The organism is Streptomyces sp. NPDC006997 (assembly GCF_040635175.1).
GTDB lineage: Bacteria > Actinomycetota > Actinomycetes > Streptomycetales > Streptomycetaceae > Streptomyces.
Genome location: NZ_JBEYHH010000067.1, coordinates 1 through 21,828 on the forward strand (window position 1 = coordinate 1; position 21,828 = coordinate 21,828).

The 21,828-nt window shown below is 69.6% G+C and carries 22 protein-coding genes and 2 pseudogenes; 11 read left to right on the forward strand and 13 right to left on the reverse strand.

All coding sequences use genetic code 11. The features are described 5' to 3' along the window. Nucleotides 1-167 precede the first annotated feature (167 nt). Entirely contained in the window at nucleotides 168-770 is a 603-nt protein-coding gene (locus ABZ659_RS34735) for an SMI1/KNR4 family protein (RefSeq protein WP_360228629.1), read from the forward strand. 132 nt (nucleotides 771-902) lie between these two features. Here the strand turns inward: ABZ659_RS34735 and ABZ659_RS34740 are convergent, their stop codons facing one another. After that, the gene (locus ABZ659_RS34740; protein WP_360228632.1) at nucleotides 903-1,373 is read right to left on the reverse strand and encodes a hypothetical protein; all 471 of its coding nucleotides are present in this window, start codon (nucleotides 1,371-1,373) and stop codon (nucleotides 903-905) included. A 132-nt stretch (nucleotides 1,374-1,505) separates the two neighbouring features. Here ABZ659_RS34740 and ABZ659_RS34745 point away from each other — a divergent pair, with 132 nt between their 5' ends. The 3 genes and pseudogenes from ABZ659_RS34745 to ABZ659_RS34755 all read left to right on the forward strand — a co-directional run bounded on the left by ABZ659_RS34745 (nucleotide 1,506) and on the right by ABZ659_RS34755 (nucleotide 5,007). Then, the gene (locus tag ABZ659_RS34745) at nucleotides 1,506-2,879 is read left to right on the forward strand and encodes a penicillin-binding transpeptidase domain-containing protein (protein ID WP_360228635.1); all 1,374 of its coding nucleotides are present in this window, start codon (nucleotides 1,506-1,508) and stop codon (nucleotides 2,877-2,879) included. A 236-nt stretch (nucleotides 2,880-3,115) separates the two neighbouring features. Next, nucleotides 3,116-3,240 (forward strand): annotated as a pseudogene (locus ABZ659_RS34750) (transposase); the annotation flags it as partial. A gap of 231 nt (nucleotides 3,241-3,471) precedes the next feature. After that, entirely contained in the window at nucleotides 3,472-5,007 is a 1,536-nt protein-coding gene (locus ABZ659_RS34755; protein ID WP_360228638.1) for an ATP-binding protein, read from the forward strand. Between the two features lie 138 nt (nucleotides 5,008-5,145). Here the strand turns inward: ABZ659_RS34755 and ABZ659_RS34760 are convergent, their stop codons facing one another. From ABZ659_RS34760 to ABZ659_RS34790, 7 genes and pseudogenes are all read right to left on the reverse strand, one after another. Then, a complete protein-coding gene (locus ABZ659_RS34760; RefSeq protein ID WP_360228641.1) occupies nucleotides 5,146-5,826 on the reverse strand; it encodes a hypothetical protein in 681 nt (226 codons plus the stop codon). 835 nt (nucleotides 5,827-6,661) lie between these two features. Next, nucleotides 6,662-6,985, reverse strand: a complete 324-nt coding sequence (locus ABZ659_RS34765) for a hypothetical protein (protein ID WP_360228644.1) — start codon at nucleotides 6,983-6,985, stop codon at nucleotides 6,662-6,664. Nucleotides 6,986-7,206: 221 nt separating this feature from the next. Further along, on the reverse strand, nucleotides 7,207-7,821 hold the full coding sequence (locus tag ABZ659_RS34770; RefSeq protein ID WP_360228647.1) for a hypothetical protein: 615 nt from the start codon (nucleotides 7,819-7,821) through the stop codon (nucleotides 7,207-7,209). Then, nucleotides 7,818-8,647 (reverse strand): annotated as a pseudogene (locus ABZ659_RS34775) (IS5 family transposase). Before ABZ659_RS34775 ends, ABZ659_RS34770 begins: the two are co-directional and overlap by 4 nt. 227 nt (nucleotides 8,648-8,874) lie before the next feature. Continuing rightward, complete coding sequence (locus ABZ659_RS34780) at nucleotides 8,875-9,123, reverse strand: hypothetical protein (RefSeq protein WP_360228650.1); 249 nt, start codon at nucleotides 9,121-9,123, stop codon at nucleotides 8,875-8,877. A gap of 115 nt (nucleotides 9,124-9,238) precedes the next feature. Further along, nucleotides 9,239-9,955 (reverse strand): hypothetical protein, encoded by a 717-nt coding sequence (locus tag ABZ659_RS34785; RefSeq protein ID WP_360228653.1) that lies wholly within the window; start codon nucleotides 9,953-9,955, stop codon nucleotides 9,239-9,241. Further along, a complete protein-coding gene (locus ABZ659_RS34790; protein WP_360228656.1) occupies nucleotides 9,936-11,117 on the reverse strand; it encodes a hypothetical protein in 1,182 nt (393 codons plus the stop codon). The genes ABZ659_RS34785 and ABZ659_RS34790 overlap by 20 nt, the downstream gene beginning before the upstream one ends. A gap of 280 nt (nucleotides 11,118-11,397) precedes the next feature. Between ABZ659_RS34790 and ABZ659_RS34795 the strand changes: the two genes are divergently transcribed. Beyond that, nucleotides 11,398-13,119, forward strand: coding sequence for a hypothetical protein (locus ABZ659_RS34795; protein WP_360228659.1), 1,722 nt, complete (start codon nucleotides 11,398-11,400; stop codon nucleotides 13,117-13,119). 203 nt (nucleotides 13,120-13,322) lie between these two features. Then, nucleotides 13,323-13,739 carry a DUF5958 family protein gene (locus ABZ659_RS34800; RefSeq protein WP_360228662.1) on the forward strand — a complete coding sequence of 139 codons (417 nt, stop codon included), beginning with the start codon at nucleotides 13,323-13,325 and terminating at the stop codon, nucleotides 13,737-13,739. A 79-nt stretch (nucleotides 13,740-13,818) separates the two neighbouring features. Here the strand turns inward: ABZ659_RS34800 and ABZ659_RS34805 are convergent, their stop codons facing one another. Then, nucleotides 13,819-15,006, reverse strand: coding sequence for an acyltransferase (locus ABZ659_RS34805; RefSeq protein WP_360228665.1), 1,188 nt, complete (start codon nucleotides 15,004-15,006; stop codon nucleotides 13,819-13,821). A 279-nt stretch (nucleotides 15,007-15,285) separates the two neighbouring features. Between ABZ659_RS34805 and ABZ659_RS34810 the strand changes: the two genes are divergently transcribed. Continuing rightward, nucleotides 15,286-15,870 carry a TerD family protein gene (locus ABZ659_RS34810; protein ID WP_360228668.1) on the forward strand — a complete coding sequence of 195 codons (585 nt, stop codon included), beginning with the start codon at nucleotides 15,286-15,288 and terminating at the stop codon, nucleotides 15,868-15,870. A gap of 341 nt (nucleotides 15,871-16,211) precedes the next feature. On the opposite strand, the gene ABZ659_RS34815 is transcribed toward ABZ659_RS34810, so the two are convergent. After that, complete coding sequence (locus tag ABZ659_RS34815; protein WP_360228671.1) at nucleotides 16,212-16,577, reverse strand: hypothetical protein; 366 nt, start codon at nucleotides 16,575-16,577, stop codon at nucleotides 16,212-16,214. 491 nt (nucleotides 16,578-17,068) lie between these two features. Between ABZ659_RS34815 and ABZ659_RS34820 the strand changes: the two genes are divergently transcribed. Then, nucleotides 17,069-17,248, forward strand: a complete 180-nt coding sequence (locus tag ABZ659_RS34820; RefSeq protein ID WP_360228674.1) for a twin-arginine translocase TatA/TatE family subunit — start codon at nucleotides 17,069-17,071, stop codon at nucleotides 17,246-17,248. Between the two features lie 251 nt (nucleotides 17,249-17,499). On the opposite strand, the gene ABZ659_RS34825 is transcribed toward ABZ659_RS34820, so the two are convergent. Beyond that, complete coding sequence (locus tag ABZ659_RS34825; RefSeq protein ID WP_360228677.1) at nucleotides 17,500-18,075, reverse strand: TerD family protein; 576 nt, start codon at nucleotides 18,073-18,075, stop codon at nucleotides 17,500-17,502. A gap of 126 nt (nucleotides 18,076-18,201) precedes the next feature. Continuing rightward, entirely contained in the window at nucleotides 18,202-18,468 is a 267-nt protein-coding gene (locus ABZ659_RS34830) for a GlsB/YeaQ/YmgE family stress response membrane protein (RefSeq protein ID WP_360228680.1), read from the reverse strand. Between the two features lie 185 nt (nucleotides 18,469-18,653). On the opposite strand from ABZ659_RS34830, the gene ABZ659_RS34835 reads away from it, so the two are divergent. Both ABZ659_RS34835 and ABZ659_RS34840 read left to right on the forward strand, forming a co-directional pair. Beyond that, a complete protein-coding gene (locus ABZ659_RS34835; protein WP_360228683.1) occupies nucleotides 18,654-19,043 on the forward strand; it encodes a BlaI/MecI/CopY family transcriptional regulator in 390 nt (129 codons plus the stop codon). A 6-nt stretch (nucleotides 19,044-19,049) separates the two neighbouring features. Continuing rightward, complete coding sequence (locus ABZ659_RS34840) at nucleotides 19,050-19,982, forward strand: M56 family metallopeptidase (protein WP_360228686.1); 933 nt, start codon at nucleotides 19,050-19,052, stop codon at nucleotides 19,980-19,982. A gap of 394 nt (nucleotides 19,983-20,376) precedes the next feature. Here ABZ659_RS34840 and ABZ659_RS34845 read toward each other — a convergent pair whose 3' ends face one another. Beyond that, nucleotides 20,377-20,832, reverse strand: coding sequence for a TerB family tellurite resistance protein (locus tag ABZ659_RS34845; RefSeq protein WP_360228689.1), 456 nt, complete (start codon nucleotides 20,830-20,832; stop codon nucleotides 20,377-20,379). 155 nt (nucleotides 20,833-20,987) lie between these two features. Here ABZ659_RS34845 and ABZ659_RS34850 point away from each other — a divergent pair, with 155 nt between their 5' ends. Beyond that, on the forward strand, nucleotides 20,988-21,593 hold the full coding sequence (locus ABZ659_RS34850) for a hypothetical protein (RefSeq protein ID WP_360228692.1): 606 nt from the start codon (nucleotides 20,988-20,990) through the stop codon (nucleotides 21,591-21,593). The last annotated feature ends 235 nt before the right edge of the window (nucleotides 21,594-21,828 follow it).

A 21,828-nucleotide genomic window follows, 5' to 3' on the forward strand; every position in this document is an offset into this window, starting at 1 on the left:
ACTGCGGTGCTCGACCACCCGGATCACCAGCCTCATCCAAGCCGTCCTCACCCTTCATCTGACCAGCTCAGAGTGAGGTTGGAAAAGGCTCACTGTGTAATTACCCAGTTGCCGACAGGTGGCACTATGAGAGGTAGTGCGAACTGCCCGCGGAGGTGATAGAAAAAGTGGACGGGTACCTGGACAAAGTATCGGCCATGCTGGGTGAGCCGCTCAGGCGGTACGAGCGAGCAGCTTCCTGGAGCACTCTTGAGGGTGCGCTGGGTGTAAACCTACCGGCAGATTTCAAGAAGATCGTGGACTGGTATGCGCCCGTCCTGATCAATGGGCATCTATCTCTCAAGCACCCTGCAACCAAGCGATGGAATCTGGGTGAGTGGATTCACCGAACGTCTGATGCCTGGTCCCGTATCGGCCTGAGCCCCGGGGAAGTTGAGGGTGATCCCACCATTTCCCTCGGAACCCAGAATCTCTCTTTCGGAACTCCGGACGGCTTGATTCCACTCACCGCCACAGATCGTGGCGAGACTCTATTCTATGCTCTCCGCGGCAACTCTGGGTCGGGTTCCCTGTTTGTTGAGAATGGGGAGGGTGAATTTTTTGAGTATTCGATGGGCTTCGCTGAGTGGCTCTGGCGCTGGCTCGTTGGCGAAGAAATGGCAGGTCCTGGTAGCTCTGCCTTTTACCCCGGACCTGTGGCTCTGCAAGACCTTCCTATGGCTCCTGGCGAACGGCCCGAAATCCGGTTCGGGCCGCTGCGTGGAATGTAGCAAGTTGTCCACGAAAGAAGTGTGCCGCGTGGCTTGGTTCACCTTCAAGCGTGACCCGTTTTCCGTTTGCTCAGGTTGAAATTATGGAGTCCGGTGCCCGTGACGGTTCTTGATCGTTGCGGTACGGAATCGTCATGCGGTACGCGCCTGGGGAGCCTGTTGAGTCGGCACGGAGCGCGGTGCCGATGTTGCCACCGGTCCGTTTCTCCGTGCCGCTCGCCGCACCCGGCGTACCCGTCTCCGAGTATCGGGCTCTCCACGGAGCGACATCGCGTTCTGTGTCTCCGGTTCCAGGAGCCGGTGGCCGTCCTGCGCGTACGCGAGCGTGGTCAGGTTCCCGATGACGAGCACGCCGAGCAGCCAGCCGCACAGGACCGCCACCAGCAGGGTCGACAGGCCCACGGCCACCCCGACCTGCGTCGAGGACATCTCCGTCAGCCGGACCCGGGCCTCGCGCGCCGTCCGGCCCAGCCGGCGGGCAAGCGCCATGGTCGACCTGATGGTGCCCAGCCAGGAGGTCACAAGGACGAAGAGCAGGAACGCCGTGAGGGCGAGTTCCCCCACGTGGTCGGGCTGAAGTATGCCCTGCAGGAACTCGTCCACTGGTTCGCCCGCTCCCGAACACGTCGGACTCGGGCGCCCTGCGTGGATCCTGACACAGAGCACGTCGGTTCGGACCGGGGAAGCCACAACACCTGTGTCACTGATGGCGGGCTGTTCTCTACGCTGTCCTCCATGCACTCGATGATCAGGGGGGCGCTCGGCGTCTCGGGTGTTCTCGCCACGCTGGCCGCTCTGTCGACCGGCTGCGGCAAGGGCGGCTCACCCACCGACACCGGCGACGACAAGCACAGCAGCGCACCCGGCTCGCAGTCCGCCTCCCGGCCGCCGTCGCACCGTGGTCTCGGCGACATTCTCGTCGGCGGCAGGGCTGTCACAGGGTCGAAGGCCTCTGGCAACAAGAAGGTGCCCTACCAGCGCACTTACTCCGACGGCGCGGTCTACGCGTCGGTCACCGGCTATCGGACGATGATGTACGGCAGCGCGGGACTGGAAGCCGTGTACGACGACGTACTGGCCGCGAACGCATCCGGTAGCGCATCGGGTGACGTCGCCACGACGATCGACCCCGGTGCCCAGAAGGCCGCGTTCGACGCGCTGGGCGACCGGCGGGGCGCCGCGGTGGCTCTCGACGCCGAGTCCGGGAAGATTCTCGCGATGGTCAGTACCCCCTCGTACGACCCAGCGGCGTTCAGCGGACAGCGGCCGGCCGACGCGAAAGCGTGGAGGACGGTCCACGCTGACGAGCGCGCGCCCCTGCGCAACCAGGTGCTGCGGCGGGTCGGCTCCCCGGGCGGGACCTTCAGCGTCGTCGTTGCGGCGGCCGCGCTGGAGGCCGGGCTGTACGAGACGGTGGACGAGAGAACCAGCAGCCCGCTCACCTATGTCCTCCCCCAGACCGTCACCCGTGTGACCGGCGGGTCTGCCTACTGCGAGGGCGCCTCGATCAGGGAGGCGTTGCGCTCCTCCTGCGACAACGTCTTCGTCAAGATGGCCGCTGACCTCGGCGCGGACCGACTCCGGGCGACGGCGGAGAAGTTCGGCTTCAACGACGACACGCTGACCGTGCCGGTGAAGGCATCCACAAGCAGCTACCCCCAGGGGGACGTACCGGCCCCGGAGGCGGCGCTGACGGGTATCGGGGGCGGAGACGTCCGGGCGACCCCGTTGCAGATGGCCAGGGTCGCGGCCGTGATCGCGGGCGGGGGGCGGCTGGTGGCCCCGCAGATGGTGGAGCGGGTGGTGAAGGCCGACGGCACCACCCTGAAGCCCAAGGCACCGGGTGGCCGGGCCGGGCAGGCCGTCTCCCGCCGTACGGCCGAAGCGCTGCGGTCGGTGCTCGGGGGTGGGACGGGGTCCGGGGCCAGCGGCACGTCCGCGTGGGTCGCCGACGGTCAAAACGGGTCCGGTACCTCGTGGTTCATTGCACACGCGGAGGGAGAGGGCGGGCGGCCGGTCGCCGTGGCGGTATGTGTCGAGGGTTCCCGGTCCGCAGAGGGCGAGCGGGCTGCCAAGGTCGCCGAAGAGCTCATCGCCGAGCTCTCCTGACAGCTGTGGCTGGAGTCGGACTCCAGCCACCCGCCCCATGGTGGATGGCTGCTGCGCATGGTGCCGCCCACGTCGGCCCAAGGGGCGGGTGGAGTCGTCCCTCAGCGGCGATGTTCCAGCGTCCCTGGACGCCGCTGCGGCAGACCCGTGGGGCTTCCGCCAGTGAAACGCCGACGGCCCCGAAGGCGAGGATGCCCGCTACGCGTCCGTCGGCCCACGGCATCAAGTCCATGACCGCCCGACGCGGTGCCGCCCACGGCTCAGGACGGGGCGGGCGCGTTGGCTGGTCGAGTGCGCCTTCGCATGGCTGCACCAGTGCAAACGACTCCGCACCCGCTACGAAGGACGCGCCGGCCTCTGAAACGATCAGCAAGGGAGGCATCGAGCCCCCGCACCCTTCCCAGAGCCCACGCCGTGTTCCAGCAGGGCCCGTCGGCCGGACGCAGGACCTGCTGAGAGCGAAGCTTGCCACCATTTCCGTCTCCTGCCGGGCCCCGCCCTCCCCCGATCACCTCTCGGACCCCGCGCGGACGTCCTACAGGGCATATATAGTGAATCGAAATTCACTTATACAGGCATGGAGAGTCGCGCCATGACCGGGACGAAACCCCCTCCCCACGTCCGCTTCCGTGACGCCGAGTGGGCCCAGCTCGCCCGCTTCGCGCACCACGACAACGGCTCCCTGCGGATCGGTGTGGTCTCCGGGCGGCGCCGGCTGGGCAAGTCGTTCCTGCTGCGTGCGCTGACCGAGGAGACGGGCGGCACCTACCTGCTGGCCGTGCAGGAGGACAGCCGGGCCGCCGCCCAGCGGCGGATCGTCGAGGCGATCGCCGCGGCACGCGGGCTGCCCGCCGGGGTGCTGCAGCTCGGTGACGACTGGGCAGGCATCCTGCGGTTGCTGTTCTCGGCCGAGCCGGGACAGCCAGCGCCGCTGGTGGTCCTGGACGAGTTTCCCTACCTGCTGCGCCATTCCCCTGAACTGCCCGGCGTGCTGCAGTCGCTGTACGACGACGCGCGCTATGAGGCCTCGGCGGGCCGGGAGGCGCTGCGCGGTGCGCTGGTGCTGTGCGGGTCAGCGCTGTCGGTGATGCACGAACTGCTGTCGGGTCAGCACCCGTTGCGCGGCCGTGCCAGCCTGGACATGCGGCTGCGGCCCTTCGACCTGCGCGCCACGCGCGCCTTCTGGCGGATCGACGACCCGCACACCGCCCTGCTCGTGCACGCGGTATGCGGCGGCGTGCCCGGCTACCAGGTCATGGCCGAGCGGGAGGCCCCGCAGAGCCCGGAGGACTTCGACGCCTTCGCCGTCGACGCACTGCTCACGCCCGGTCATCCGCTGTACTCCCGTACGGAGACGGAGTACCTGCTGCGTGAGGATCCGCGCCTGGACCAGCGTTCGGTGTACTACCCGCTGCTCGAAGCCATCGTCGGCGGCGCGACCACCCCGGCCGAGATCGGCGGCCGTATCGGCAAGGAGCGCTCGGCCACCGCGCACGCCCTTGGCATTCTGGAAGCCGCCGGGTACGTGGCCAAGGACGCCGACCTGCTCAAGCGGCGCTCCCCCTCGTACACCGTCCCGGACCAGATGATCCGCTTCAACCAGGCCGTCACCGTCGCCCAGACCCCCCTCATCGACGCTGGCCGCACGGAACAGGCCTGGCAGCGAGCCCGGCCCGCCTTCCAGTCACAGGTTCTCGGCCCGCACTTCGAAGAGGTCGCCCGCGCCTGGACCCGACTGTGGGCCCCCGACGAGACCGACGGCCTGGACTTCGGCTGGACCGGCCGCACCGAGGTCCCCGACCCCTCGGCCCGTGTGAGACATGAGGTCGACGTCCTGATGCTGGCAGGCGGCGAGTCCCCGCAGCAGGCTCACCGCACCCTCCAGCTCATCGGCGAGGCCAAGGCCACCACCGCCCGCCGCGGCCTGAAGGACCTCGAGCGTCTCGACCACATCAAGGCCCTTCTCACCCGCCAGGGCCATCACACCGACGACACCCGCCTGGCCCTGTTCTCCCTCTACGGCTTCTGGCCCGACCTCGAACGCGAAGCCGCCCGCCGCGGCGATGTCCTCCTGATCGGACTGGAGCAGCTGTACGGGGACACCGGCCGGACCGCCCTCACCCGGTGAAAGAGGCGGTGCCTCACCGCGCACGCCTCCCTCACGCGCGACAGTCGCCCTCTGACAGAGGCGCCGAGCGACATCGAGCAGTACCGGAAGACCAGGGGCTTCACCACACTGAACCGGGCCCCGACACCCGCGTACTCCTCAAGCCACCGGGTACGGGCCCGCCGGCCCTCCCGGGGTGGGACCGGACACGGCCTGTGGTATCGACGCCGGGCCGGGCCCTGGCCCCGACGCCGGGGGCAGGCAGTCAGATGGATTCGGGTCGGTGCCGTGCAGGGCGGGGGCCAGGCCGAGGTCGGACCGCATCGCGCTGCGCATGCCCACCCACCGCTTAGTGATCATAAGTAGCTCAGCATGAATCTGCTCGAACGAGCCGTCCGGCTCGGGAACCCCGTCCGCGAGCCGCATCGTGCGGGCATGGGCGCCCGCGATGGCCTTCGTCATCAGGTCCAGTTCCGCGAGCACGTCAGCGGAGGCGATCATCTGCGTCTCCGCGAAGGCGGTGTGGTGACCGCTCCTGGCTTCCTCGACTGCCGCCCGGTCCACTGCGGTGGCCTGCGCCCGGTGGACCGCCCACAGGAAGTTCATGAGGGCAATCCGGTAGCGGCGGTACGCGGCGTTGGCCGCCGTGTAGCAGTCGCGCCGACGGGACAGGTCTGCCAGCTCCTGGTCCCGCAGCCACTGCGTGTGGGCGTTGCGCTGTTCCCGGTCGAACTGCGCCGCCTGTACCCGTGCCAGCATCCGCTGCGACACCACCGTCGCAAGCAGCGTCCCGGCCACACCGACCACGGCCGCGCCTAACGCGATCAGCCCGCTGTCCATGCTCATCCCCCTGCCCTGGCGCGGCCTCCCCTAGTGAAAACCATCCTCCCGTGCGGCGCTCGGCTCGGGAACCTTTTCAGGCGGGCGCGCAGGCGAGCCCTTAAACGATCGGCTACATCATGTCGACCAGCAGGCACCAGCAGTGACCGGGTTGCTCCTGTCGTTTACGACCGTGGAGGCGTGCTCGCTGATGGTGGTCAAGCGGTCCCGAGCCATCGGTGGCGGAGTCGGTGATGTGATCGAAGCCGCTCAGAGCGGTGTCAACTCCCGAGCGCACCCGCACAGTGTGCAGCATGCCCGGGGCAGGGCTCCGCCTCGCGGTGGCGGACGGATGCGCGGCGCGTGGTGGCGCGCCATCCGAGGCTGCCCGGCGCACGGAGTGATCGCGGCGAGAGCGCGTGGCACCGGCCCAACTGGCGGGGGCGACCTGCTGAGCAGGTGTCGCCGCGCCTGCTCAAGGCGGGCGCGCTGTGATTCGGGCCGTTCCGTCGGCTGTGGTCGCGAGGGCGGCGAGCACGCCGCGCCGGGAGGTCTGCTCCATACGGTGATCACCGCGGGCCTCCGGTCGGCGGAACACCCCGTGACCAGCCACCGCACCCGGTCCGCCCCGCCCGCAGGGGAATTGACGGATCATCCCGGTGGGCTGCCGCCATCGCGCGGTACCCACGGCCGTTCTTGCCGGACGGTCCCACGTGGCCGGGAGGAGGTCCCGCGCGAGCCGAGGGCGGTCCGCCTGCCTGGGGTGGAGCGCGCTTACTCGGAGAGAGCTGGACGGTCAGGTCGACACCTCACGACGGCCTTGTCCTTCATCGAGGTGTGCCGGGAGAAGCCGCCTTCAGGCCCTGGCGCTCCCGCTCCCCCCGCTCACGCCCCCGGCGAGCATCTTCCTCCACCCACGCCGCCGTGCCTCCTCCAGGCGCAGACGTGCCTCTTCTTCCCGCGTGAGGTCGCGGCCGTCCAGCGACGGGCGCCCCAGTTTTCGCGGCCACCCGTGCAGCCGTACAGCAGGTGCACGTCGCGGACGTCCGGATGCCCGGTCACCGTCATCCTCCGGACCCTGGGTGCGCGCGGCCTCGGCCAGCGGCTCGGCCACGGCGAGGACGGGCAGGTGGGCGTTGGCCGCCAGCACGGAGGCGTCGGCGACACGGAGGTTGGGCACCGCCGGCGGATCGCTCTCCGGTCCCCTCGCGCAGGGGGCCCCACGGGAAACCCGCAAAGGCCCTTCCGGGCCCGGAGCTCCTCGTCTGTGCCCTCTGCGGGACGACGGTCGTCCGGGGTGGCGTTCCGCCAAGTGGTGTAGCCGCACGGCCGTTGCAGCTTCGCAGATCGCGGCCGGGTTCTGCCCGTCAGCGGAGGGCCGGGCGGCCCGTGCCGCCCTGACTAGCTCACACAGCGGCGCAGGCTTCGGCCGTACCAACGATCGCAGGTCGCTCGGGCCGGCGCGGTCCGGATGGCTCTACACCACTTGGCGGGACACCACCGGCCTTCGTCCTCAGAGGGCGGTATGAGGCCTGATGTCCGATTCTTCGTTTCGTGCGGGACAAGCGGGCAGGTTGTGGCGCTGTCGGTCGAATACGGCCGGGGCTGGGTGAACAAGCCTGGCTCGGTCTCGGCCAGGATCCCGCGGTCGGTCAGCCGCTTGAGCTTCAGGCGGACGTTGTTGATGTTGTTGGGCGCGACCGTCAGGTCCATCGCCTCGCACACCTGCCGGGCCCGCAGCGGGTGGTCGGCCGCGGTGAGCACCGCCATGATCTGCTGGTAGGCCGGATGATCCGGCAGCTTCGGTGCCGGCGGCGCGGGCGGTCCGGGGTCGGGCAGCTCCAGCAGTGTTTTGCGGGTGACTCGAACTTCCTCGGCGGCCCGGCCGAGTTCGTCGAGCTGCGCGGTCAGCTGCGTGATGTGTTCCCGCATCGTCTCGGCCTGCGCGGTGATCTCCCGTTCCCGCTCCTCCAGCCGCGCCAGTACCGCGCCGAGCGTCAGCTCTCCGCCGGTCATGCGCTGCGCCAGGCCGGCACGGTCGCCCCGGTCAGCCGGTGCAGTATCACCGCGGTCATCGCCCAGTACACCCGCGACTCCGAACTGCGGGGCAGATGCTCGTAGTCACGCACCAGCCTGCGGTGCAGCATCAAGATCCCATACGCGCGCTCCACCACCCACCGCTTGGCCTGGGGAACGAACCCGGTCTGCGCGGGGTTGCGCTCCACGACCTCCACCTCGATGCCCACCTTCTGACCGTGCGCGACGACGGTGTTCTTGAAGCCCTGGTCGACCAGGGCCTTCTCCACGGTGTCGGTGTCGGCGGCGACCTTGTCCAGCAGCGCGATGCCGACGGCGTTCTCGTGCACCGACGCGGCCGCAACGACCACCGCGATCACCAGCCCCAACACGTCAACGGCCAGGCCGCGCTTGCGGCCCGGTACTTTTTTGCCGCGTCACGCCCCGTCGTCTGCGCGGGCACTCCGGCCGCCGCGTGCACGCTCTGGGTATCGAGCACCATCAGGCTCGGGTCCGCCTTCCGGCGAGCCATTTCCCGCACTTGCCAGCGCAGCAGGTCATGAATGGTCTGATCGATGCCGTCGTCACGCCAGGTGTAGAAGTAGTACTTCACCGCGCCGGGCGGCGGAAAGTCGTGCGGGAGCAGCTCCCACTGGCAACCGGTCCGGCCCTGGTAGAGCAGCGCGTTGACGATCTCCCGCATCTCGTATCGGCCCTGATGGCCGCTGACCGAGGGATGCGCGGCCTTCCACGCGGCGATCACCGGCTCGACCAGCGCCCACTGCTCGTCGCTCACGTCGGTCTTGTAGGGCTTGCGCTCGCTCACGGCGACCAGCCCAACATGCCAATGACCACCGGCCGGCCGGGATGCCCCACCGCCACACGTTCAGGTGACGACAAAACTCCTATGTACTCTCATTCCGCCCTCTGAGACCGTGCCTGCACCGCGTCCGCCCCCTGCCCGAACCGGGACGTCCCCTCCAAGGACGGGCCAGCACGGCACTCCGGACGAAACGTGATCACGCAACAGTCCCTGCCCCGTGCCCTCGGCCGTTACCTGGTGGCTTTGCTGGTGCGCGCGGTGAGCTTGGCGAGGCTGGGTAGGCCCAGGAAGACGGGGGATTGCTTCCTCTCTTGCTGGGCTTCGATCTGGCCGATCTTGTCTTCGGCGGCGGCGAGGCTGGTGGTGGATGGTCCTTCGCCTTCACCGAACCATCTCTCGCGATCGGCTTCGGCGATCCTGTCTTTGAGGTTGTCGCGGATCTCTTCCAGGCGGGACTTCTCGCCCAGGGTGACGATCAAGGCCGGGCAGCGGACGCAGGCGTATTCGTGCTCATGCCCGTCGTGCGGAACAGAGTATCGCCTTGGACGGAGATCGTGGAGTGTCTGCGTCAACGGGCTGCCCTCCTCTGGTCGGTCACTTGCCGTTCCGACGTGTGATGGCCGCCCAGCCGGCCGCTGCGCCCGCGACCAGCCCGGCCGCGATCTGCCGACCTCGATGGTGCCGAGGGGACCGGTCCGATGGTGGCCCGCCGCCCGCGCCACCCACTTCTGGCTCCGTCGCCGTGTCACGTTCGCCGCTGTCGTGATCCGGAGCGCCTCGACCGGCATCGTCGTACGGCACCCGGTACGCGGGCAGTTCTTCCCAGGCGAGGGCTGCTCCCGCACGCCGGGCGGAGTGGAACGCGCGGGCCGGCTGGGGCGGCACCGCGCGGTCGGCGTTCCAGAACGTGCGCAGGGCGGGCAGGCAGTAGTTGTATCCCTCGTCGAGTACTCCCGCGCGCGTTTCCGGGACGAAGGTGTTTCCGCGTTCGACCGTTCCGGTGATGACAGGGATGAGGCGTCCATGCTCGTCCCGGCCAGGGGTTCCGAGTGTGGTGTGCGCGACGGAGTCGGCCAGAAGGACCCGGAACATGATCACGAAGTCCCCGGTCCGGGCGCTACTCACCACCCGGCAGCGAGCCTGACCCGGCCCGGTAGGCTCCCCGCCGGCCAGATCCCACAGCACACCGGTGAGTCTGGCCTCGCAGAGGAAGTCGGGGGCGACCACCACCCGGTAGGTAACGGTCCGGCCACGGCTGATCAGGAACGGCCAGAAGGCGTGCTCGTCCGGGTCAACTGAGGTTGGTGCCATCGTTCTCGGGACTCCTCTCGAACTCCACGAGCAGATCGACCATTCTGTGGGTGATGAACTGCGCTGCGGCGACATTGTCCCGGACCGCGTTGACACTGCGTTTACGGAAGGTTTTCTGCAGCCGTCGCGCTTTGCGTACCTCGTTCGGCGGCAGCTTGACCAGGTCGGTCGCACTCTCCACGCCGGCCACCAGGAACGCCGCGAGTGCATGCACCGGTACCTGAAATCCAGTGGATGACAGCAGGGCGGCCGTCTGGGTGGCAATCGCGTCGGTGGCCGTGCGCAGGAGGCCGACACCCTGGGCGTCTCGTTCGGCACGGGCGGCTTCGCGCCTCTGTCGGCGTTGCTGTCTTTCCTGCTCGCGCATGGCGGAGACGGCGCTGGCCAGTAGATCGGGCAGTACCGCCGCGAAACCGACGTCTACGTTGAGCGGGTGCGGCCGGGCGTTGGCTCTCTTGTGCATCGCTCCGTCCGCGCCGAGGACGGCGAAGTTGCGGCCGACCGAACTGATCGGGATTAACCGGATACGCCCCGGTGGCACAGGCATACCGGCTGCACTCCAGTTCTGGCGGCCCATGGCCAGAGCCCGGAAGTCAGGGTGCTTTAGGAGCAGTTCGCGGACCTGTTTCAGCGAGTAGTGCCCCTCGAGTAGGTCCCACTTGGTGATGACGAAGTGAATGGGGCCGCTGCAGTCCTGCAGCAGGCCGAAGACCCGGGCCATGTCTTGGTCCAGGAAGTCGGCGTTGCCCCGCATCATCTCCAGCACCTTGCGGCCGTCCAGGAGCCCCAGCGACGCGTGGGCCCTGCGGAGCGTATCGTCCAGCCGCTGCTGCTCGGCGCTGCCCTCCTGGGGGTCCGTCAACCGGTCGCCGGCGTAGTCGATGTACCGCACGCGCATGGCGGTGAACTGCCCGTACTGGTTGCTCACCTTGACCGAGAAGACCCACTCGGGAAACTCCCGGCCGTCGGTGGGCAGCGGCCATTCGCCCGGACCGGCCACCTGCTGGTAGGTGGTGTGCAGCCGACGCTCGGCGACCGGGTCATCGAGCGTGAGGTAGCAGCACAGACGCTCGTGCTGAAGCCTCAGTACCTGCCACAGCGCTGCCAGATAGACGGTCTTTCCCGCCCCGGAGGGCCCCAGTGTGACCACGGTGTACGTCATCGGTTCCATCGTCGAAATCCCCCTGGCCTGTGCAGTACGCCATCAACTCCCCAGCAAGGTGCCTTGTCTCTCCCCCTGGGGGACTCGAACACACCTTGCCTACGTCAGATGCCGCAGCGGTATGGACCCAACGCTCCGGGCATGAACGTAGGCCGACCGCATACGTCGTGGGCCGTCAGCAGTCCCAGGGCGTGCCTTACGAAGAACGGTTTGACGAAAGACCGGAGCACGAGGGAGTACGGCTCACCTGGCGTTCGGCACCCCACCGTCCGCTGCCCTGGTGGCCGAGGTCCTGCCCGCCGACGCCGAGCAAATCGACGGGAGGGCCGAGCCGCTCGCCTCGTGGATGCGGGTGTGGTACTGGTCGCCCGTCCTGCCCGCGCGATTGCTGGCCGGCTGGGAACCGGTACTGGCCGCGGTGCGCCGTCTTCAGCCCGTCGGCCCGTCCGACCCGCGCACCGCGCCCGTGCTGGAGCCGGTCAAGGAGACCACGGTGCTGGACGCCGAGGACCTGGCTGAGGTGGCCGCCGCCCGCGGTCCGGCGGCGGCCGCTGCCGTTCTGGCCGCAGCCGAGGACGTCGGCGCCGACGGCTACGCGATGGTCCTGCACCGCCTCGTCGCCGCCGACCCAGCCGCCTGGACGGCCGACGTGCCCGCCATCCTGGCCGTCCTGCAGCTGCCGGAACTCGGCGCGTTCTACCTCGCCGAGGCTGCCGTCCTCGCCGACCGCCCCGGCGCCCTCCCCGACGGCGCCCTCGCGGCCGCCGTCGCCGCCGTATTCGACGTGCGCCGCCGCCTCGACGAGACAGCCCCCGACCCCGGCGCCGCGGCCGCCGAGGACCGGTCCGCCGCAGAATTCTTCGCCGACCAGGCGCTGTTCGACCTAATCACCACCGTGTGGCGCACCGACACCGCCCTTCCCGGCGACCAGGAACAGGCGATCCTGACCCGCCTGCACGCCCTGGCCGCCCCACTGGCCCACCTCGACGTCCCGGCCCAGGACGCCCCCGCGGGCGGTCCCGCACCAACAGACAGCGGGGGAGAGGATGCGGCGCTGCTGGGGTCGGATCCGTCCGTGCGGGCGCTGGGTTGCCTGCTCGAGTACGCCGTCCACCAGGCCCGCACCCAAGGGGAGATGCCCGCCGGCGTCCTTGAAGCGGTGTCCGGCGCGCTCACCGCGCGCGGCGACCAGGACGCGGTGGCCACAGCGATCGGCGTGCGCCTGCCCGCCCTGCACCGGTACGCCCCCGACTTCGCCACCGCACACCAGGCCGCGCTGTACGGCCTCACCCCCAGCCGTCCCTCGCCAGCCGCTTCCTGGCTGCGTTGGGGACCGTACGACCGTCAGGTCCTCGCTGCCCTTGACCGCGCCGAGCTCCTCGCCGCGCTGCGCGACGCCGACCCCGCAACGGCGCTCGGCACCGCCGCCCACACCGCAGCCGTGCTCCTGGCCGACCCCGCCTCCCTGGCCGACCCGGGACTCTTGTGGGCCGAGTTGGCCACCGACACCGGGGGAGTGGAGGCGGTCGGCCTGCTCCTGGCCGCGATCGCCTCCCGGACCCCGCGCACCGAAGGTCCCCTCCCGCCCGACGCTTCCGACCGACTGGCCGCGGCAGCCGACCTGTGGCGCGCCGCCCTTGCGGCTGGCCTGCCGCCCGGGGCCCTCGCTGGCGCGGGCGCCTTCGCGGACGCCAGCCTCGGCGAGGACCTGTGGCTGTTCCTGATGCGGGCGAGCGCCGAGCACACCCCCACGCTGACAGACGCCGACCTCGTAGCCGAACGCGCCGCCCGCCACCCGGCCAACGAGGACGCGCTTCACCTGACCGCACAGCTGGTCACCCATCCCGCCGGGACCGGACAGAACGCAGCCGTACGACGTCACGCCCGCGCCCTGCTGGACGCCGCAACGGCCCTCCCGTGGGACGAACGCCCCTCCGGGGTACAGAAGCTGAGGACGGCGCTGGTCTACGTCGGCGACGTTGATGCCGCCACCCGCGGGTGAGTCACCCGACCCGCGCACCCGGCCCACTACGGCTGCAGCCATCCAACACCTGGACGGCCTCACAGGCGCCGCAGCGGTGCGGCTGTCGCAACCATGGTCGCGGACGTAAGCACGGACGCGGCTAGTACTCCAGTGCGACTTCGTGATCTGGTTCGATGACCTCGCGAGGTAGGCAGCCAGGCATGTTGTGGAGGTGAGGCGGGGTGGACGGACGCGCGGTCATCCTGAACGAGTTGGCGCAAGGCATCCGTCCGCTCGCCCAGGGCGTCAGCTGGTTCGAGGGCCTCGGAGACACTGAGCGGTTCGAAGTCCTGCGCGACCTGGCAGGGTTCTGTATCCAGGCCCGCGCAACCAGCGAGGACGGGTCACAGAGCATCCGCAGAGCTGGCATCCGGCCGACCCACACCCCGGCCGTGCTGGTCACGCGCGGACGCCTCACCGAGCAACTGACAAAGATCATCAATCTTCCGCAGGACGAGCGGGTCAAGGCATTCCGGCTACTGGTCGCACTGCTTGGCGTCGCTGATGATCGGCGGCGGCTCCGCTTCTGTGCTGACGGGTGCGGGCATGCCTGGCACCACCTGAAGACCGGAGCAGGCACCGAAACGGCCACCGCGTGATCATCGGAGGTTGTGTGGACTCCTGAAGATCGTGCGGTAGACCGTTGCCCCTGTCTCTGTCTTCGCACAGGTCCGGCCGTCAGACCCGGTGTCGGTGTGCGCGGCGTAGGAAGGGCCGTTCGACGAAGTAGTACGACAGCAGAGCCATCGCTACGGTCAGCACTACCGTGCCTGTCAAACGGCCTTCGTTCACATTGAGGGAGGCCAGCAACCGTAGGACCGGGTAGTGCCACAGATAGATGCCGTAGCTGAGATTGCGGCCGGTCCAGGTGAGCGGCGCCAGCGCCAGCAGGCGGTTCAGCCAGCCATCGGGCCGCAGTTCCAGCCCCGCGACGAGCGTGGCCGACACGGCCGCCACGCCAAGGATTCCGACCGTGTACCAAAGGGCGGTCCAGATGCCGGCGTTCCCGGTCACCGGCACCTTCCAGGCCGCGAGGGCGAGCAGGGTGAGGGCGGGGAAGGCGAGCCGCCCGGCCCACACCCGCAGCAGGGCCAGCCGCGGGTCGTCCGCTCGCAGGCGGGCCAGGACTACGGCGACCAGGGCGCCGGCCAGCAGTTCGTCGGCGCGGGTGTCGGTGCCGTTGTAGATGCGGTGGAGCGCGTCGGGGTGCCACAGGAGGCAGCGCCACAGGAAGGGCAGCACGCACAGGGCGGCGGTGCATGTCAAGACCGTACGGGGCCGCAGGCGGCGCAGCAGACCCAGCAGCAGGAGCGGCCACAGCAGATAGAACTGTTCCTCTACGCCCAGCGACCAGGTGTGAGCGAGGGGGCCGCCGTAGGTTCCGGAGTCCGCGGCCCTGAAGACATTCGTGAGGAAGGTCGCCGCGAGGCCCACCGCTCGCCAGGAACCGTCGAAGCCCCACAGTGAGGTCGTCGTCGCCAGCACCATGCAGACCGTGCACAGCGCGAGCAGGGCGGGGACGAGACGTAGCCAACGGCGCCGGTAGAAGGAGAGCAGGGTGAGGGAGCCGGTGCGGCTGTACTCGGCGAGCAGCTGACGGGTGATGACGAAGCCGCTGAGGGTGAAGAAGACGTCGACGGCGATCGAGCCGCCCGGGACCAGTGTGTGGTCGACGTGGTAGACGAGGACCAGCGCGACCGCGAGGGTCCGCAGTCCGTCCAGCGCGTCGACCCGGCTGTTGTGCAGCGTCGCGGACGGGAAACCCCGGCGTGGACCCGGAGCCGCCGGGGCCGTGCGTCTCCGGCCCGTGACCGCCGTAGTCGGCTCGGTCGCTTCCACGGCTGCCGCGTCCGGTGTGCTGGCCATGTACGAGATCGCTTCCCACCTGCCGACTGTTTCCGGGTAACCCCGTGCGCCTGTCCGCAAAGCACGATCACATTCCTGTCTGTCACCCAGCCGCCCGAATCTGATGAGGGCGGGCCCACGAGGTGGCTGTCAGGTTGGCTGGGGTGACTCCACGAGACGCGGAACAGCACGGAGTGTCGGGGATTCGCGCGTGGTCATCGGACCCGCCGCAGGGAACCGTGAAGGCGCCGGGCACACTCTGCGTGTTGTAGTCCCTCTCCACACAAGGATGCGCCACACGTGATCACACTCACCAAGGAAGACGGCCCGGCAGACCTGGACGGAGTGACCCACCTGTCCATCGGGGTCTCCTGGGACCCCACCGCCGGCAGCAGCGGCGGAGTGCTCGGCAAGCTGCGCCGCAAGGGTGGCACCGACCTCGACCTGATCGCCATCGCCTTGCAGGGGTCGGACCCGGTGCGTCTGGCGGGCCTCGACTCGCTCGACCCCATGGGCAACGGCTCGCTGGTGCACAGCGGTGACAACCAGACCGGGCACGGTGACGGTGACGACGAGACGGTGACCGTCGAGTTCGCCCGGATCCCGTCCAACATCACGTCGATCGTGTTCGTCGCCGCCGCGTACAAGAAGGGCAGCTCCTTCCAGAAGGCGCGCAACATCAGCTTCAAGGTCTACGACGCGACCGGCGGCACCTCTCAGCAGGTCGCCGACATCTGGCCGAGCCTGCTCACCCAGGACAACGGCTGCGCCGTGGCCAAGGCGGTACGGGTCGGCGGTGGTTGGAAGCTCGAAGTGATCAACGTGACGGGCAAGATCAAGCAGGGTGACGAGCACGCCCTAATGCGTTTCGCTGTCAGCAAGTAGGACGTCGGCCGCTCTGGTCCGGGCACGTGGTGAGTCCGGTGTTCCCTCACGTCGCCGAGTCAGCGGTGGGTCGGTCGCCTTCGAAGGCGGGGCGTCGGCCCGCGCGGCGTCGTACGAGGCCGTGTCGGCCGACCAGCAGGGCAGGCCTGTCCAGCCGACGCCGCCCATGACGAGCGAGGCGAGCCGGCTGTCCGGACCTACGGCGGCGGGACGACGCCCTCAGAGTCGCCGACGTCCGTGACTCGGTCGCCCCCACCTTCCACCCGCCACGGTTATCCGGGGCAGCATGACGAGCGTCGGTTCACGCCGGACGATCCGGTCGCAGGCTGCACCCCTCCGGGTCAAAGCCCATCCGTCAAGTCCTCGGCGAACACCTGGGACAGAGGCTGCGGCCCCACGTACTGCTGGCAGTTGCAGTGGCCGGCCTCGTAGCGCGACGGCTCCTTGTTCTCGTTCCAGACCGTCGGCACCTCGACGCCTTCGTGGCACCGGCCCTGCTCGTCGTGCTTGGCGAGGTGGTGGGTGCATCCGCACACCGGCTCCGGCGGCCTGTTCGCCGCCTCGACGGCGAGACGCTCCTGCTTCGCCACCTCCAGCAACTGCAGTCTGCGCTCATGCCGGTTGCGTAGTGCCGTGCGGACGTTGTCGACCACCCATGCGAAGCCCCCCGTCCAGAAGGCGATGAGAACCCACCAGAACCAGTCCACCAGCGTCCCTCCCCCTGTTCTGCCGAGCGCCAGCACAGATGGCTGCTCCGAGGTGCCTCGGCCCTGTCACGCGGTCTGCTCGAGGGGTCGGCGACCTGTCGGCCCGCGGACTGGCACTCCCGGCCGTCGCGCCATCATTCAACAGTCGCGCTGGCATCCAGTCGTGTGCGCCGAGGGGCGGGCCGCTGTTCGGCGGGCCGCTGTGGGCTGCGGGGCTGACCAGCCCGGTCTCCTAGGCGAGGACGACGGCCTGGACGCGGTCGCGCGGCTGGAGCCTGGCGAGGGTACGGCCGGACCCGCCCCGCGACCGCACCGCGCACCGAAGAGAGCCAAGGGACTGGTCGGGGCCTCTCGGGTGCGGCGTGCGCAGCCGGAAGACGGTCTTGCCGAGCGATCAGGTTCCGGGAGAGACTTCTACAGGATTGTAGATCGCGTCGCGTCGCCGGTTCGTCGTGTCGGCAACCGTATGCCACCGGGAGAGAGCGGACCTGATGTTCGGCTTGAGTGAACTGGCCCTGATCCTCGTCGTCGTCATCGTGGTTCTCGGCATCAAGAAGCTGCCCGAGCTGACGCGTTCGGCGGGTAAAGCGGCGCGCATCTTCAAGAGTGAGGCCAAGGCCCTGAAGGCACAGGACACCCCCGAGCGGGACGAGCCGCCCGCGCGTTCCTGAACGGCCGCGTCACCCACCCGGGGAGAGCCCTTCCGGTTGGCGCTGCCTCGAGTGGCGTGCCGGAGCTGGCCCCCGCCTTGGCCGCACTTCCGGCCCGCCGTTCTCGTGCGAACGAACGCCGGGCCCGACGTGCGGCCCGGCGTCGAGGGGCTGCCGGGGTGCCGTGCGCACCGGACGCCGTCAGCGCGGCCTGCCGCCTGGGGAAGGCCGACTGTGCACCGGGGGGCCGGTGAAAGTGGTGAAAGTAGAGGTCAGACGTTCACGCCGAAGTCGGCGGCGATGCCCGCCAGCCCGGAGGCGTAGCCCTGGCCGACCGCGCGGAACTTCCACTCCGCGCCGTGCCGGTAGAGCTCGCCGAAGACCATCGCGGTCTCGGTCGAGGCGTCCTCGGACAGGTCGTAGCGGGCGATTTCCGCGCCGTCGGCCTGGTTCACGATCCGGATGAAGGCGTTGCGGACCTGGCCGAAGCTCTGGCCGCGGTTCTCCGCGTCGTGGATGGAGACCGGGAACACGATCTTGTCGACCTCGGCGGGCACGACGGCGAGGTTCACCTTCACCGACTCGTCGTCGCCCTCGCCCTCGCCGGTGAGGTTGTCGCCGGCGTGTTCCACCGAGCCGTCCGGGCTCTTGAGGTTGTTGTAGAAGACGAAGTGCTGGTCGGAGAGCACTCTGCCGGAGGTGTCCAGGAGAAGCGCGGAGGCGTCGAGGTCGTAGTCGGTGCCCGTCGTGGTGCGCACGTCCCAGCCCAGTCCGACCAGGACCGCGGTAAGACCCGGGGCCTCCTTGCTGAGCGAGACGTTACCGCCTTTGGCCAGGGAAACTCCCACGCTGCTCTCCTCCTCGCAGACCGGTCCGAGGCGGGCTCGCCGTGCGGGAGCCCGCACCAGAACTCTACGGCACTGTAGAACATCGTGAGGTCTGTGTGGGGCGGACGGAGCGGGGCAAGCGAGGGCTCAGGCGCGTGAGTTGCCGAACAGCAGTCGATACCCGATCAGCAGAACCAGCGCACCGCCGATCGCCGATCCCCACGTGGCGAGGTCGAAGAACTCCCGCTCGACCGGCCGGTCGAGGAACGTCGCCGACAGCCAGCCGCCCAGGAAGGCCCCGACGATGCCGATCACCGTCGTGCCGATGAGACCGCCCGGATCGCGTCCGGGTAGGACCGCCTTGGCTATGGCCCCCGCGATCAGCCCCAGGACCAGCCATGCGATGACACCCATGCCTCAGTGCTCCTCTCGTCGGTCCCTGCGCACACCGCGGAGGGAGCCTCTCGGCAGCGTAGCTTCTACGATCCTGTAGAGGAGGTGCGAGAGCGCCTCACACTGCTCGCTGGCGGGCCCAACGGTGCCAGGGTCTCTACGATGGACCGCTCATGAACGTCAGCGCAGCGCAAGGGAGAGAAGGTGTGACGAACCAGCGGCAGCGCCCCCGGCGCCGGGGGCAGGGCGAGTTGGAAGGGCTGGTCCTGGCGGCCCTGCGTGAGGCGGACGGACCGGCGACCGCCGGCTGGGTGCAGGAGCGGCTCGGTGGTGACCTCGCCTACACCACCGTCATGACGATCCTGACCAGGCTGCTGGCCAAGAGTGCGGTGACCAGGGAGCGGGTGGGCCGGTCCTTCGCGTGGACGCCGGTGTCCGACCAGGCGGGGTTGGCGGCGCACAAGATGCGCAAGCTGCTGGACGGCGAGACCGACCGGGAGGCGGTCCTCGCCAGTTTCGTCACGTCCCTGGGGCCGGGTGACGAGCGCCTGCTGCGCGAGTTGCTGGGCCGGGTGAACGCCGAAGGAGAAGGCTGAAGCCTCATGGGGGTGTTCGTCTTCCAGCCGCTGGTCCTGCCGTTGACTGCCTGGCCCGTCGCGCGCCTGGCCGAGCAGCGGCTCCATCCGCGTACCGCGACGCGGCTGCTCGCGGGGGTAGCCGCTGTCATGGCGGTGTGCAGCACGGTGGGCCTGGGGCTGGTGATGGTGGTCGGCACCGCCCAACTGCCCGGGAACCCGCTGCCCGACGGCTGGTCGGACCCCGAGGTGCGGGCGGCGGTGCCGTATGACGAGATCGTCGGCAAGGCGGCGATCCCCGCCCTGTCCGCAGTGGTGGTGGCGTGCGGCCGGACGCTGTGGCGGCACGGCCGGATACGCCGCCGCGCCCACCGCGCGCTGGCGGGACTGCCGACGACACAGATCGCCGTACTCCCTGACGACATCCCCTACGCCTATGCGCTACCCGGTGGCCGAGGCTGCCGCGTGGTGGTGACCAGGGCCCTTCTGGACTGTCTCGAACGGGACGAGCGCCGCGCCCTGTTCGCCCACGAGCGGGCCCATCTGACCGCCCGGCACCACCGCTTCCTCCTGGCCGTCCAGCTGGCCGCGCGTGCCAACCCGTTCCTGCGACCGCTGCGTACGGCGGTGTCGTACACCGCGGAGCGGTGGGCGGACGAGGAAGCGGCGCAGGTGGTCGGCAGCCGCCGTACCGTGGCGTGCGCGATCGGCAGGGCAGCCCTGGTGTCCCGGGGCACCCCGGTGGCCACACTCGCGGGGTTCGCGGCGGCGGGACCGGTGCCGCGCCGGGTCGCGGCCCTGCTCGAACCCGCCCCGGTGGTGCGTCGTTGGCCGTCGCTGTTCACCTCGGTGGGCCTCGCGGCGTGGACGGCCGCCGTGGGTACGGCGGTGTCGGCGATGTCGTCCGCGAACTCCACCGTGACGATGGTCCTTATCCTGCACGCGGCCACACCCCTGTGACCCGCGCCGGAACGCTCTCGAAGGACCGGTGGAGTGGCAGGGTCGTGAGCAGCGCGGAGATGTCGAACAGGGCGCGACGACCCCGTTGCCGACGAGGTCCGCGAGCATGACCGCGGCGGCGAGCAGCGGGTCAAGCACCCGGAGTACGTGCGACAGCAGTCGCCCGGGCGTCGGCGCGTGGTCGTCGGCGTGTGCACCCCGTTCGCCGCCAGGGCGTACGCGTGCGCACCCGTCCCCCCAGGAAGCCGAGCACATACGCCACCGCCACGCACCGGGCCCGGTGCGGACGATCCCGCCACCGCATGGCGGTCACCCTGGTTCCGCCGTGAACGGCGGCGCGTGCCGGGCGGACGCGGTGAGCGCATGAGCCTCCGCCCGGCGAGGGGCGCGGTGATCAGAGGTCGAACTCGTGCGGCGGCAGGTCGAGGGTGAAGCACGCCTCGCGGACGACGGCCTGCTCGGTCTTGTCGAAGTCGCCGTCCGCGCCGCCGATGACGATGCCGATCTGGATGACGGCGCGCGCCTCGGCGGGCTTCTTCTTCGCCTTGGCGATCTCCTGCAACACACTGACCTTGCCGAAGTCGAAGTCGGTGGTCAGCTTGTTGAGGTTTTCCTCGAAGCGGCGTTGCAGGTCCGTGGCGTCGAAGTTCTGCAGTACCTCGTTGGTGGCGATCAGCTGGGCCACCCGCTGCCGCTCGGAGGGGTCGATGGTGCCGTCGGCGGCGGCGACCAGCGCGCACATCGCCATGCTGGCGTCACGGAAGGCGCCGCTCTTGAGGTCGTTCTTCTTCGCCACCAGCTGCGTCTGCATCTGCGTGGCGGAATCCTTGATGCGGTCCCACAGGGCCATGAGAACTCCGTTTCCATAAGGTCTACAGCAATGTAGAAACTACCGGCCGGGCCGGTAAGTTCCCGTGATTTCCAGGAGGTCGAGGCCATGGCGAAGCGCAAGGTACGGAGACGGGCTCGGACGATCCTGGGGGAGGAGCCCGTGGCGCTGGTCTGGTGCGAGATCCACAAGCCGATACCCGCCCCGCCCAGGGACGTTCACCGTGCCGCGGCAAGGGCCGGCTGAAGCCGGGCCACCACTGGCTGCTGTATGTCGGGGCGGTGCTGTTCTTCTTCGTCGTCGTGCCGATGATGCTGGTCGGCAGACTCGGCAAGCGGATCGACCGCCTGTCGTCGGGGCAGCGGCCGGATCGGCGCTCCCGTCGCACCGATCGGGGACCCGGCCGTGCCGCCGCGTCCGGCAGCGGGCCCGAGCGCGACCCCGCCAAAGGCGTCTTCGACGGCGACTGGGACCTGACCGCCGGACAGCGACTGCTGCGCTGGTACGGCCACTCACCCAATCCCAAGCGGCTGGTCATGCTGGGGCGTGACCGCGTCTGTGTGGCCGCGTCCCCTGGCCGCCGGCTGTCGCCCACCCGGGCCGCCGACTTCCGTGTCGTCGAGGAGTTCCCTCTCGACCAGGTGCGGTGTGAGGGCGAGGCGGGCCAGCCGCGCGGGTTCGCCACCTTCCGGCTCCGCTTCCACGACGGTTCCTGGTTGGAGGTCGGCCGACTGGGCGAGCCGGAGGACGCCGATCACTTTCTGCGCACCATCAGCAGCTGATCGAGCTCCCCGGCCCGCCGTGGCGGCTCAGTCCTCCTCTTCCCCTTAGTCCCCTTCATCGCCCTCGAAGAAGTCCCCCACCTCATCGACGACTTCGGCCGCCACCATGCCGCCCACGACGCCGACGGCGAGTCCGGCGGGGGAGTGTTCAATGATCGGCGGATCCGATGATCAAGGAGACGCCTCATGAGCGACACCACCATCGAGCAGATAGCGGGCGCGGATGTCGAGCCGG

What these genes read in the sequence shown, in the direction of transcription:
- ABZ659_RS34745 (WP_360228635.1), top strand. Translation starts at nt 1,506, where the DNA reads ATGCACTCGATGATCAGGGGGGCGCTCGGCGTCTCGGGTGTTCTCGCC.
- ABZ659_RS34755 (WP_360228638.1), top strand. Translation starts at nt 3,472, where the DNA reads ATGACCGGGACGAAACCCCCTCCCCACGTCCGCTTCCGTGACGCCGAG.
- ABZ659_RS34760 (WP_360228641.1), bottom strand. Translation starts at nt 5,826, where the DNA reads ATGGACAGCGGGCTGATCGCGTTAGGCGCGGCCGTGGTCGGTGTGGCC.
- ABZ659_RS34770 (WP_360228647.1), bottom strand. Translation starts at nt 7,821, where the DNA reads ATGACCGGCGGAGAGCTGACGCTCGGCGCGGTACTGGCGCGGCTGGAG.
- ABZ659_RS34785 (WP_360228653.1), bottom strand. Translation starts at nt 9,955, where the DNA reads ATGGCACCAACCTCAGTTGACCCGGACGAGCACGCCTTCTGGCCGTTC.
- ABZ659_RS34790 (WP_360228656.1), bottom strand. Translation starts at nt 11,117, where the DNA reads ATGACGTACACCGTGGTCACACTGGGGCCCTCCGGGGCGGGAAAGACC.
- ABZ659_RS34805 (WP_360228665.1), bottom strand. Translation starts at nt 15,006, where the DNA reads ATGGCCAGCACACCGGACGCGGCAGCCGTGGAAGCGACCGAGCCGACT.
- ABZ659_RS34820 (WP_360228674.1), top strand. Translation starts at nt 17,069, where the DNA reads ATGTTCGGCTTGAGTGAACTGGCCCTGATCCTCGTCGTCGTCATCGTG.
- ABZ659_RS34830 (WP_360228680.1), bottom strand. Translation starts at nt 18,468, where the DNA reads ATGGGTGTCATCGCATGGCTGGTCCTGGGGCTGATCGCGGGGGCCATA.
- ABZ659_RS34840 (WP_360228686.1), top strand. Translation starts at nt 19,050, where the DNA reads ATGGGGGTGTTCGTCTTCCAGCCGCTGGTCCTGCCGTTGACTGCCTGG.
- ABZ659_RS34845 (WP_360228689.1), bottom strand. Translation starts at nt 20,832, where the DNA reads ATGGCCCTGTGGGACCGCATCAAGGATTCCGCCACGCAGATGCAGACG.